Origin of the sequence: Brevundimonas sp. (assembly GCF_031412435.1) — a bacterium.
GTDB lineage: Bacteria > Pseudomonadota > Alphaproteobacteria > Caulobacterales > Caulobacteraceae > Brevundimonas.
This window is the reverse complement of sequence record NZ_JANODA010000033.1, coordinates 1-11,919: the sequence shown is the minus strand read 5'-3', so window position 1 is coordinate 11,919 and position 11,919 is coordinate 1. Positions and strand designations below refer to the sequence as shown.

The window sequence follows — 11,919 nt, the reverse complement described above, 5'->3', positions numbered from 1 at the left end:
ATGAAGTCGACGGCGTAGTTGTCGTGCTCCTCGATCCCCGTCGCCACGGCGAAGATGTTGGGGTCGAAGATGATGTCCTCGGGCGGGAAGCCGACCTCGTCCACCAGGATGCGATAGGCGCGGGTGCAGATCTCGATCTTGCGCGCGGCGGTGTCGGCCTGGCCGACCTCGTCGAAGGCCATGACCACCACGGCGGCTCCGTAGCGCAGGCATTTCACGGCCTGTTCGCGGAACTCCGCCTCGCCCGCCTTCATCGAGATCGAGTTTACGATCGGCTTGCCCTGAACGCATTTCAGCCCGGCCTCGATCACCTCCCATTTGGAGGAGTCGATCATCACCGGCACGCGGGCGATGTCGGGCTCGGCCGCGATCAGGTTGAGGAAGGTGATCATAGCCTGCTTCGAATCCAGCAGGCCCTCGTCCATGTTGATGTCGATGATCTGGGCGCCGGCCTCGACCTGCTGGCGCGCCACGGTCAGGGCGGCGGAATAGTCGCCCTCGACGATCAGCTTCTTGAATTTGGCCGAACCGGTGACGTTGGTTCGTTCGCCGACGTTGATGAAGACAGGACGCACTCAGGCCACCAGTTCAAAGGGTTCGAGGCCTGACAGCCGCATCGCCACCGGACGCTCGGGGATTTCCCGCGTCGGCAGTTTCGCGACCGCCTCGGCCGTGTGTTTGATGTGGTCGGGCGTCGTGCCGCAGCAGCCGCCGACGATGTTGACCAGGCCCGACGCGGCCCATTCCTCGATCGAGTGGGCGGTCTCGTGGGGCTCTTCGTCGTACTGGCCCATGGCGTTGGGCAGGCCGGCGTTGGGATAGGCGGCGACCAGGGTGTCGGCCACCCGGCTGAGCTCGGCGATGAACGGCCGCATCAGATCGGCGCCGAGGGCGCAGTTGAAGCCGACGGCGAACGGCTTGGCGTGGCGCACCGAGTTCCAGAAGGCCTCGGCGGTCTGGCCCGACAGGGTCCGGCCCGAGCGGTCGGTGATCGTGCCCGAGATCCAGATCGGCAGGGCCTCCATGCCCTCGTCTTCCAGGTCCTTGATGGCCTTGATCGCGGCCTTGCAGTTCAGCGTGTCGGTGATGGTTTCGATCAGATACAGGTCGACTCCACCCTCGTTCAGGGCGCGGATCTGGTGGCGATAGGCGTCATAGACCTGGTCGAAGGTGACCAGCCGCGCGCCCGGATCGTTCACGTCCGACGACATCGACAGCATCTTGTTCAGCGGCCCGATCGAGCCGGCGGCGAAGCGAGGCTTGTGCGGCTCCTTCTCGGTCCAGCGGTCGGCCGAGGCGCGCGCCAGTTTCGCGCCCTCCAGATTGATGTCCCAGACCGCCTGTTCGTCGAGCTTGTAGTCGTCCTGGGCTATGACCGTGCCGGAGAAGGTGTTGGTCTCACTGATATCGGCGCCGGCGCCGAAATACTGATCGTGAAGGTCACTGATGACGTCCGGGCGGGTAATGCACAGGATGTCGTTGTTGCCCTTCATCTGGTCCTTTTCGTTGTAGCCATTGGCCTCGACGAAGCGGTCGCCGCGGAAGTCGGCTTCCTCCAGACCGACGCGCTGGATCATCACGCCCCACGATCCGTCGAGGACCAGGATGCGCTCCCTGGCCGCCTTGTGCAGGGCGGCGATGCGTTCGGGACGGGTCATGCGGCGGCCTTCTGTTCCCGAACGCCCAGCACGCGGCAGATCGCATAGACGAGGTCGGCGCGGTTCAGGGTGTAGAAATGGAAGTCGGAGAAGCCCTCCTCCTGCAGACGGGCGCAGGTCTCGGCGGCGACCGAGGCGGCCAGCAGCTTCCGGGTCTCCGGGTCGTCGTCCAGCCCGTCGAAATGGGCGGCCAGCCAGTCGGGCACCGAAGCGCCGCACGAGCCGCACATCCGCACTAGTCCGGCGAAGTTCGACACGGGCATGATCCCCGGGATCAGCGGAATGGTCACCCCCGCCGCACGCACCCGGTCACGGAAACGCAGGAAGGCGTCGATGTCGAAGAAGAACTGGCTGACCGCCCGGGTCGCGCCGGCGTCGATCTTGGCCTTCAGCACATCGATGTCGTGGTCGATCGAAGGGCTTTCCGGATGCTGTTCCGGATAGACGCCGACCGTGACGTCGAAGCCGCCGACGCGGCTGATGGCCTGGGTCAGTTCGGTGGCGTTGGCATAGCCGTCGGCGCGCGGCTGATAGGCGCCGCCAATCCCCGCTGCGCCCGGCGGATCCCCGCGCAGGGCCACGATGTGGTTCACCCCGATCGCCTTGTAGTCGCGGATGACTTCGTCGACCTCGTCACGGCTGGCGTCGACGCAGGTCAGGTGCGCGGCGGGCTTCAGCGTCGTCTCGGTCAGCATCCGCTGCACGGTGCGGTGCGTCCGCTCGCGCGTCGAACCGCCGGCGCCGTAGGTCACCGAGACGAACTCGGGGTTCAGCGGCTCCAGCCGGCGCACGGCCTCCCACAGGGTCTCTTCGGCCTTGTCGGTCTTGGGCGGAAAGAACTCGAACGAGACACGCACGGGGTTGGCGTTCTGGCCCGCCCGGGCGACCGGCCCCAGCGGCGACAGCAACAGGGCGCGCGCTTCGGCGAGGGGGGAAACTGTAGCGGCCATCAGGCGACGCTCCTTGATGCGACAGGGGCCAGCGTCTGCGGGCGGGTCGCGGTCCAGATGGTGACGGTCAGCCCTGCCTTGTCGGGGGGCAGGGCGATGGCGGCGGAGGCTTCCAGACCGGCTTCGGCCAGCCAGCGCCCGATCTCATCGTCGGCGAAACCCAGCCTGCGGTGCTGGTGCTCTTCGCGAAGGCGCTCCAGGTCGTGCGGGGCGAAGTCGACGATCAGAAGCTTGCCGCCGGGGCTGACGATGCGGGCGGCCTCGGCCAGGGCGGCGCCGGGATCAGCGAGGTAGTGCAGCACCTGGTGCACAAGCACCAGATCGGCCGACTGGGCGGGCAGGCGGGTCGCGAAGATGTCGCCGTGCCTGAGCTCGACCTTGTCCAGCCCGGCCCTGGCGACATTGGCCCGGGCGATGTTGAGCATGTTCTGCGAAAGGTCGAGGCCGATCGACATCCTGGCCTTCTTGCCCAGCAGGGTCAGCATCCGCCCCGAGCCGGTGCCCAGGTCCACGACGCGCTCGAACGGGCCCGACCCGGCCGCGCGTTCGATGGCGTTCTCGACCGCCGTCTCGGAGACGTACAGCGAGCGGATGTGGTCCCAGCTCGGCGCGACCTGTTCGAAATAGGCCGCGGCTGCGGTGGCCCGCTCGTCGCGCACGGCGTCCAGACGCCTGTGGTCGCCCTCGCCCTCGCCGTCGTCGAGCAGGTCGAGCACGGTGTCGATCAGCCGCCGCGCGAGAGGCTCGTGGGAGATCCGGTAGAAGACGCGGGCGCCGTCGGGGAAGCGCTCGATCAGACCGGCGTCGGCCATCAGCTTCAGGTGACGCGACACGCGCGGCTGGCTCTGTTCCAGCACACGGCTCAGCTCCATCACCGACAGCTCTTCACCGGCCAGCAGCGACAGGATGCGCAGCCGTGTCGGCTCGCCGGCGGCGCGCAGGGCTTCAACAGTCTGGTCGGCGGTCAGCGACATAGTGTAATCATATAAGGATATCCTTATATGATGTGAAGAAGGAAACCGTCGGTCAGGCCTTCGTCTGTGCCGTCCAGGTGCGGAAGCCCACATGGGCCTTCGACGGCGGCGCAGGCTCCGGCGAAGGGGCGTCGGGCAGGGGGGCGAGACGGCGCTTGTTGACGTGTTCGACCGGGGCGTCGGCGATCCTGTCGGGGAATTCGCCGCGGAAATAGAACCGTTGCCACGCCTGTTTGATCGCCTCGGGGTCGCCGGCGGCCATCCGGGTGTTGAAGTCGGTCCGCACCTCCGACCACTTCCGGTACTGCAGCGCCAGGTCGCCGTCCGGGTCCATACTCGCGCGCACCGGGACGAAGTCCTCGACCCGGTGATGCTGGACCGGCTGCAGGAAGCAGAACGGCTCGTCCTTCTCGAACCGCACCACGCCGGGCGCGGTGAAACGCCAGTTCATCGTGAACGGGTAGGGCAGCCAGTCGGTCTCGGTCAGACCTTCCAGAGCCTGGATCCCGTGCTTGAACCGGTTCGGCACGCCCGAGGCCCGCATGGCCCAGCCCGGCGGCGTCCGGAACAGCCAGCCTGTGTGAAACGTCAGCACCCCCTCGGTGAAATGCGAGGCGGCGAAATGATCGAAATACAGGGCGTCGTCATCGGGCCGGAACGTGATGGAATCCGCTCCCATCCGCCCGTCCCACTCGGCCTCGAACCCGAAGGGGCACAACAGTTCCCACCCCGTGGTGTTGGCCATGGTCAGGGGCAGGCAGCGATAGGGATGGCGGCCCGCGAATTCGTCCATCCAGTCGCGTTCGGGCCGACCCGGGACCATGCGCGGCGGGTCTTCCCGCATCGGATAGCATTCCAGCGTCAGGGCTGTGTCAGTCTGGGCGGCGATATCGGTCAAGGGCTGGTCCCGTGTGGAGCGACCCCACCCTGCCGCGCAGACCACGGCCTTCGCAAGGCCGGTCTCAGATGCTCCGCACGACCGGGGTGACCAGCGGCTCTCCGGCCACGGCGGCCGCCAGGTTCTTCATCAGCAGCATCAGCATCCCCTGCACGGCCTCGGAGGTCGCGCCGCCCGTATGCGGCGTCAGGACGACATTGGGCACATCGGTCCAGCGTGTCGCCGGCGTCGGCTCGGTCTCGAACACGTCGAGCGCCGCCTGGCCCAGCCGTCCGGCCTGCAGCGCCGCGATCGCGGCGTCCTCGTCCACCAGCGACCCGCGCGCCACATTGACCAGCAGCCCGTTCGGCCCCAGCGCCTCGATCACCCCGGCCGAGATCAGGCCCCGGTTGGTCCCGTCCGCCCGGCAGGCGACGACCAGCACATCCGAATCCCGCGCCAGGTCCAGCAGCGACCCTGCGCGCGGCCAGGGCGAGTCCTTCACCCGCGGCCCCCACCAGGCGACGGAACAGCCCATGACCTCGACGCGTTTCGCCACGGCCTCGCCGATAAGCCCCAGGCCGACGATGCCGACGCGACGCCCCTTCATCGACGGCGTCATCAGCCGGGCATCCATCGACCACCCGCCGGCCTTCAGGGTCCGGTCGCCGTCCACGATCCGCCGCACCGAGCCAAGGATCAGCCCCACCGCGTGATCGGCCACATCCTCGTGGTTCACCGCCGGCGCATGGGTCACCGGCAGGCCGCGCGCCTCGCACCAGTCCAGGTCGATGCCGTCATAGCCCGAGGTGAAACAGGCGATCAGCTTCAGGTTCGGCAACCGCTCGATCACCCTGGTGTCCAGCGGATCCTCTCCCGCCACCACCACCGCCTGGATCAAACCCTGCGCCTCGACCGGCGGATGCTCCCACAGTCGATGCACAGTGTAGGCGCTCTCCAGAAACCCGGTGAGCGGCCCCAGCAGGGACGGCATGATCAGAACGTGCGGGCGATGGGGCATGGGCTGATCCTAGAGCCTGATCGGCTGAGGTGGAATCGCTTCTCGATTCCGCTGAAGCCGTGAATCAGGCTCCAGATTAAAGCGAGAGCATGATTCACGCTTCATGCCGGACCCGCAAAGCGGGTCCGGCAGAAACGATCATGCTCTGGCGCAGGACGGACGCGCCGTGGACAGACAACGCTCCGTCGATCATAGACGCGCCGTGCAGCCCGCCTCCGGTCCCGCCCGTCGCCTCGACCTGGACTGGATCCGGTTGTCAGCGTTCGGCCTCTTGATCCTGTACCACGTGGGCCTGGTCTATGCGCCCTACGACTGGCACATGCACAGCACCCACACCTTCGAGTGGATGCGCGAAGGCGTCCTGATCACCAACCCGTGGCGGCTGACCCTGCTGTTCCTGGTCTCGGGCGCCGCGCTGCGGTTCATGACCGCGCGCCGGAGCGCCGGTCAGGTGGCCCGGGCGCGGGCGGAGCGGCTCGTTCCGCCGCTGATCTTCGGGACGCTTGTGCTGGTGCCGATCCAGTCGTGGATCGAGGCGGTGGACAAGGGCGGCTGGAGCGGCGGACTGCCGGGCTGGTGGTGGCATGAGTTCAGCCTGTCGGGACTCTCGAACGGGGTGCCGGTCAACCACCTGTGGTTCATCATCTATATCGCGGTCTACAGCGCGGTGGCGGTGCTGTTGATGCTGCGGCCTGCGGATCTCGAACGTGCGGAGGCCGGTCTGTCGCGGCTGTTATCCGGCTGGCGCGTCATCGCCGTCCCGATCCTCTATCTGATCGTCATCCGCCTGACCCTGTTCCCGATGTTCGGCCTGACCAACCGGCTGACCCACGACTGGTACAATCACGCCCTGTCGCTGGGCGCCTTCCTGTTCGGCTATCTGGTGGTGCGTCAGGAAAGCGTGTGGCGTGATCTGGAGCGGTATCGCTGGGTCGGCCTGATCCTGGCGGTCATCGCCCTGCCGATCATGATGATGCAGACCGCGCATCCGGGCGGCGGCGCCTTCTGGGGAATCCCTCGCGGGGTCGTCTTTGGGATCGACCAGTGGGCCGTAATCACCGCCATTCTCGGCTTCGGCAGCCTGTATCTGCGCCGCGCCGACAGCCGGGTGCTGCACTACCTCAGCGACGCGGTCTTCACCTGCTACCTCGCCCACCAGACCATCCTCGTCGTAGCGGTGTGGCTGATCCAGGCCCAGGGCTGGCCCGCCTGGATCGAAGCCCCTGTCCTGACCGTCATCACGATCGGCGGCAGTCTGCTGATCTACGAGATCGTGCGGCGCATCCCGCTGATCCGGCCGATCTGGGGCCTCAAACCCCTGAAGGCCCGGCCGTCGGCGGGGCCGAGCCTGCCGGCCGCCGAGCGCGGCGACCCGGCATGAACTTCGAACGACCCGAGCTGCGACAGGCGGCGCGCGGCCTGCTGCTCGTCGGCATCGCTGCGCCGATCCTTGCCTTCCTGGCGGTGCTTGTCGCGGCCATGTCCTATGTCGGGTTCGACCACGCGCGCCAGTATCTGAGCGAGCTGGGCGGCGCCACGGCGGCCCATCCCTGGATCTTCAACTTCGGGGTGATGATCGCTGGCGTCCTGACGGGCGTGGCGGGGATCGGCTTCGGCCTCGCGGTCGTCATCCTGACCCGGTCGCCGGTCTCGGCGGTGCTGGTCGGCCTGCTGTTCATACTGGCCGGGATCGGGCTGGTGATGTCGAGCCTCTATCCCTGGCCTGACCCCAGACATATGGCGATCAATCTCGGGCTGGGGATCCAGCTGGCGCCGGTCTTCCTGCTGGTCGGACTGCGGCAGAGCCTTGAGTTGACCCGTCTGAAGCGCTTCCTGGTCGGGGTTTTCGTGATGATGGCGGTGTTGACCGTGCTGACCAAACACCTCGTGTTTCCCGGAACGGTGAACGATTTCAACGTCGGCTACTGGGAGCGCGCCTTTGCGATCGTTCTGGTCGGCTGGGTGGGCGTGGCGGCCCATCTGATGAGGCGCGCCCTCGTCCGCTGAGGCCGGGCGCGCCGCGACAACGCATTTGCAACAAAAAGTGCCGTTATCACCATTCCGTGATTGAAAATCGCGGAAGAGTGAACGAGAGTGCCGGAATGGTGCGGCGCAACAACAGTGCCCGAATTCTGACCGCGCGCGCCAAGGGGAATATTGCATGAGCGGCCACGCCTCGACCGCACGGGTCTATGGTCTCGACGGTCAAGTCCAGAAGGTCCCGGCCTATGCCGGTGCCACCCCCTGGCTGCCGGAACAGTCCCCGCTGGCCATGCCGCGCCAGACCTTCAACGATGCCTCGCGCCAGGTCACGGACCGGCTGGCGTCGCGTCCCGATGGCCTGTTGACCCGTCGTTTCATCGTGTTCGGCTCGACCCTGGCGGTCGCCCTTCTGGCCATGATCGCGCCGGTGATCCTGTGCGCCCGCGAAGGCTTCCAGCCGCTCGAGATCGTCGCGCTGACCCTGTTCGCCGTCCTGATCACGGCCATCGCCTGCTGGTTCTGCTCGACCTTCGCCGGCCTGATCGTGCTGCTGACCGGCCGCGAGCAGGACGACATGGACTTCGCCCCCTATCCGCCGCTGCCGACCCGCCGCACCGCCCTGCTGATGCCGCTCTACAACGAGGACGCCCGCGAGGCCCTGGCCCGTCTGGCCGCGCTCGACGCCTCCCTCGCGCGCCTCGGCGCGTCCGAGGCCTTCGACCTGTTCGTGCTCAGCGACTCGACGAAGGAAGAGGCCGCCGCCGCCGAACTGTCGGTCTGCCAGGCGCTGCGCGCGCATGCAGGCAGCAAACTCTACTATCGCCGCCGCACCGAGAACATCGAGCGCAAGGCCGGCAACATCGCCGACTGGACCCGCGCCTTCGGCGGCGCCTACGATTTCATGATCGTGCTCGACGCCGACTCGACCATGGCCGGCGAGACCGTGCTGCGTCTCGTCGACGCCATGGAGCGCAACCCGGGCGTCGGCCTGATCCAGACTGCTCCGACCATCATCAAGTCCCAGACCCTGTTCGCGCGCCTGTCGCAGTTCGGCGTGCGCCTGTACGGCCGTGTCGCCGCCGCCGGCCTGGCCTGGTGGGCCGGTTCGGAAGCCAGCTACTGGGGTCACAACGCCATCCTGCGCACCCGCGCCTTCGCCGACTGCGCCGGCCTGCCCGAGCTTGAGGGCCGCAAGCCCTTCGGCGGCCACATCATGAGCCACGACGTCGTCGAGGCCGCCCTGATGCGCCGCGCCGGCTGGGCCGTCCACGTCACTGCCGCCCTGGACGGATCGTGCGAAGAGACGCCGCCGACCCTGACCGACTTCATCCGTCGCGATCACCGCTGGTGCCAGGGCAACCTGCAGCACCTCGCCCTGATCGGCGCCAAGGGCCTGAACCCGATCAGCCGCCTCCAGCTGGCGATGGGCTGCATGGCCTACCTGTCCTCGCCCCTGTGGCTGGCCTCGCTGATCGTCGGCATGGTCATGCAGCTCCAGAGCCCGGTCGACTGGACCTCCTTCTTCTACATCCTGAACCCCAAGCTCTCGCCCTTCATGCTGGCCTCGCTGCTCGGCGGCGTCATGCTGATGGGCCCCAAGCTGATGGGCTTCGCCCTGGTCCTGACCCGTCCGGGCGAGCGTCGGGCCTTCGGCGGCGTGCGCCAGATCATGAAGGGCATGACGCTCGAGATCGCCCTGTCCGCCGCCCTGGCTCCGATCCTGATGGTCGCCAACACCCGGGCCGTCATCCAGATCTTCAGCGGCCACGACGCCGGCTGGACCACGCAACAGCGCAGCGCCGACGGCCTGAGCTGGAAGGACGCCTTCGCCGCCATGCGCTGGCAGATGATCACGGGTTTGATGTTCAGCCTCGGCCTGCTCATCCGCCCTGATCTGGCGACCTGGTTCGCCCCGATCGTACTGCCTCTGCTGTTCGCGGCCCCGATCGCCGTCTTCACCTCGCGCCGACGCACCGGCGAAGCCTTCGCCCGCAAGGGCTGGCTGGTGACGCCGGACGAGGACACGGTTGCGGTTTCGCCTGTGGTCCTGTACCCGGCCGGCCGTCCGGTGTTCGAGGGTCAGGCTCCGGTCTGGGCGCGGCGCTAGGTCGGACCTGATCGGGGGCGCGGACCAACGCCCGCGGACGTCAGGTGTCGGCTGGTTGACTTATCGATCGACGACGGTGTGATGGCCGGGCGCGCTTCCGCGCCGAGACACGCTCATGATCGCCGCCCGGATCGTTTCCATCGCCACCCTGATTGCCGTCGGCGCCTGCGCCGCCCCGGCTGACCAGACGCCTCCGCCTGCCAGCGGAGAGGCGGCGGTGGGGGAGGTGCAGGGCGTACGCGACGGCCGCACCACGCTGGCGGTCGGACAGACCCTGCGGATCAGCCTGCCGAGCAACGCCACCACCGGCTATGCCTGGACCCTTTCGGGATCGAATATCGAGATTCTGAACCCCGGGACGCCGTTCGGGGAGGAGGTCACCGACCCGCATGAACCCGGCATGGTCGGGGTCGGAGGAACCACCTCATGGCGCTTCCTGGCCGCGCAGCCGGGCACGGTCCGTCTTTCATTCGCCTACCGCCGGGCCTGGGAGGCGAACACTCGCCCCGCCGAGACCGCGACCTATACGATCGTAGTGCGCTGAGACCGGCCCCGCAGGGCCGGTCTGGTCTTTAGCGTCCGAACTTCTGGAACTTGATCCGGTGCGGGATCAGGGCGTCGGTGCCGAGGCGGCGCTTCTTGTCCTCCTCGTAGGCTTCGAAGTTGCCCTCGAACCATTCGACGTGGCTGTCGCCTTCAAAGGCCAGGATGTGGGTGGCCAGACGGTCCAGGAACCAGCGGTCGTGGGAGATGACCACGGCGCAGCCCGCGAACTCCTCCAGGGCCTCCTCGAGGTTCTGCAGCGTCTCGATATCCAGGTCGTTGGTCGGTTCGTCGAGCAGGATCAGGTTGCCGCCGGTGGCCAGGGTCTTGGCCAGGTGGACGCGGTTGCGCTCACCGCCGGACAGCTGACCGACCTTCTTCTGCTGGTCGCCGCCCTTGAAGTTGAAGCTGCCGACATAGGCGCGAGTGTTGATCTCGCGCTTGCCGACCATCATCACGTCGGTGCCGCCCGAGATCTCTTCCCAGATGGTCTTGTTGGGGTCGAGCGCATCGCGCGACTGGTCGACATAGGCCAGCTTGACCGTCTCGCCGACCTTGATGGTTCCGCCGTCCGGCGTCTCCTGGCCGGTGATCAGCTTGAACATGGTCGACTTGCCGGCGCCGTTCGGGCCGATGACGCCGACGATGCCGTTGGGGGGCAGTTTGAAGGTCAGGTTGTCGAACAGCAGTTTGTCGCCATACGACTTCTGCAGGCCCTCGACCTCCAGCACGACATTGCCGAGGCGCGGCCCGGGCGGGATCTGGATGTGGGCGTGGGTCTGGGCGCCGCGCAGGTTCTCCTGCTCGGTCACCATCCGCTCGTAGGCGGCCAGACGGGCCTTGGACTTGGCCTGACGGGCCTTGGCGCCCGAACGGACCCATTCCAGTTCGCGGGTCAGGGCGCGCTGGCGAGCCTCGGATTCCGAGTTCTCCTGCACGACGCGCTTCTGCTTCTGCTCCAGCCAGCTGGAGTAGTTACCCTCGTAGGGGATGCCCTTTCCGCGGTCGAGCTCCAGCGTCCACTTGGTCACCAGGTCCAGGAAGTAGCGGTCGTGGGTCACCAGGATGACGCAGCCGGGGAAGGCTTCCAGGTGATGCTGCAGCCAGGCGACGCTTTCGGCGTCCAGGTGGTTGGTCGGTTCGTCCAGCAGCAGCATGTCGGGTTTCGACAGCAGCAGGCGGGCGAGGGCGACACGACGCTTCTCACCGCCGGACAGGTTGGCCGTGCCCCAGTCGTCGGGCGGACAGCGCAGGGCGTCCATCGCCATCTCGATGCGGCTGTCGATGTCCCAGACGTCGCCGGCGTCGATCTTTTCCTGCAGGGCCGTCATCTCGGCCATCAGCTCGTCGGTGTATTCCTCGGCCATTTCCATGGCGATGGCGTTGAACCGGTTGACCCACTGCTTCTCTTCGCACCAGGCCTCGACGTTCTCCCGGACGTTCAGGCTGTCGTCGAGGTGGGGTTCCTGCTCCAGGTAGCCGCGCTTGATCCCGTCGGCGGCCTTGGCCTCGCCGGTGAACTCCGGGTCGATGCCGGCCATGATCTTCAGCAGGGTCGACTTGCCCGAGCCGTTGACGCCCACGACGCCGATCTTGGCGTCGTTGTAGAAGCTCAGCCAGATGTTCTCGAAGATCTTCTTGCCGCCGGGAAAGGCCTTGGTCAGGCCCTGCATCTGGAAAATATATTGCTGCGCCATGAGGTGCGGTGCGCCCTGTCGTCAAAATCGAATGGGGAGGTAGGCGCGGGATGTAGCGACCGCCGCGCCGAAGGGCAAACCCTAGGGGCCCGGCGAGGCGGTTTGAAGG

General features: G+C 67.2%; 11 protein-coding genes. 4 read left to right on the top strand and 7 right to left on the bottom strand.

The annotated features are described in order from the left end of the window. From RMO01_RS06140 to RMO01_RS06115, 6 genes are all read right to left on the bottom strand, one after another. Nucleotides 1-575 (bottom strand): dihydropteroate synthase (locus RMO01_RS06140; RefSeq protein WP_309628160.1); only part of this gene is annotated, 575 nt, incomplete at its 3' end. Further along, complete coding sequence (locus RMO01_RS06135; protein ID WP_309628159.1) at nt 576-1,658, bottom strand: homocysteine S-methyltransferase family protein; 1,083 nt, start codon at nt 1,656-1,658, stop codon at nt 576-578. It abuts the gene before it with no gap. After that, nucleotides 1,655-2,608, bottom strand: coding sequence for a methylenetetrahydrofolate reductase [NAD(P)H] (metF, locus tag RMO01_RS06130; RefSeq protein ID WP_309628158.1), 954 nt, complete (start codon nt 2,606-2,608; stop codon nt 1,655-1,657). Before metF ends, RMO01_RS06135 begins: the two co-directional genes overlap by 4 nt. Beyond that, complete coding sequence (locus RMO01_RS06125) at nt 2,608-3,582, bottom strand: metalloregulator ArsR/SmtB family transcription factor (RefSeq protein ID WP_309628157.1); 975 nt, start codon at nt 3,580-3,582, stop codon at nt 2,608-2,610. Before RMO01_RS06125 ends, metF begins: the two co-directional genes overlap by 1 nt. A 52-nt stretch (nt 3,583-3,634) precedes the next feature. Further along, nucleotides 3,635-4,447, bottom strand: a complete 813-nt coding sequence (locus RMO01_RS06120) for a DUF6065 family protein (protein WP_309628161.1) — start codon at nt 4,445-4,447, stop codon at nt 3,635-3,637. A gap of 97 nt (nt 4,448-4,544) precedes the next feature. Continuing rightward, entirely contained in the window at nt 4,545-5,480 is a 936-nt protein-coding gene (locus tag RMO01_RS06115; RefSeq protein WP_309628156.1) for a 2-hydroxyacid dehydrogenase, read from the bottom strand. Between the two features lie 202 nt (nt 5,481-5,682). Here RMO01_RS06115 and RMO01_RS06110 point away from each other — a divergent pair, with 202 nt between their 5' ends. The 4 genes from RMO01_RS06110 (at nt 5,683) to RMO01_RS06095 (ending at nt 10,114) form a co-directional block, all read left to right on the top strand. After that, nucleotides 5,683-6,861, top strand: a complete 1,179-nt coding sequence (locus tag RMO01_RS06110; protein WP_309628155.1) for an acyltransferase family protein — start codon at nt 5,683-5,685, stop codon at nt 6,859-6,861. Next, a complete protein-coding gene (locus RMO01_RS06105) occupies nt 6,858-7,487 on the top strand; it encodes a DUF998 domain-containing protein (RefSeq protein ID WP_309628154.1) in 630 nt (209 codons plus the stop codon). The genes RMO01_RS06110 and RMO01_RS06105 overlap by 4 nt, the downstream gene beginning before the upstream one ends. Nucleotides 7,488-7,641: 154 nt before the next feature. Then, nucleotides 7,642-9,570, top strand: a complete 1,929-nt coding sequence (mdoH, locus tag RMO01_RS06100; protein WP_309628153.1) for a glucans biosynthesis glucosyltransferase MdoH — start codon at nt 7,642-7,644, stop codon at nt 9,568-9,570. A gap of 115 nt (nt 9,571-9,685) precedes the next feature. Continuing rightward, nucleotides 9,686-10,114 (top strand): protease inhibitor I42 family protein, encoded by a 429-nt coding sequence (locus RMO01_RS06095; protein ID WP_309628152.1) that lies wholly within the window; start codon nt 9,686-9,688, stop codon nt 10,112-10,114. 28 nt (nt 10,115-10,142) lie between these two features. Here RMO01_RS06095 and ettA read toward each other — a convergent pair whose 3' ends face one another. Beyond that, nucleotides 10,143-11,810 (bottom strand): energy-dependent translational throttle protein EttA, encoded by a 1,668-nt coding sequence (ettA, locus tag RMO01_RS06090; protein WP_309628151.1) that lies wholly within the window; start codon nt 11,808-11,810, stop codon nt 10,143-10,145. Between the last annotated feature and the right edge of the window lie 109 nt (nt 11,811-11,919).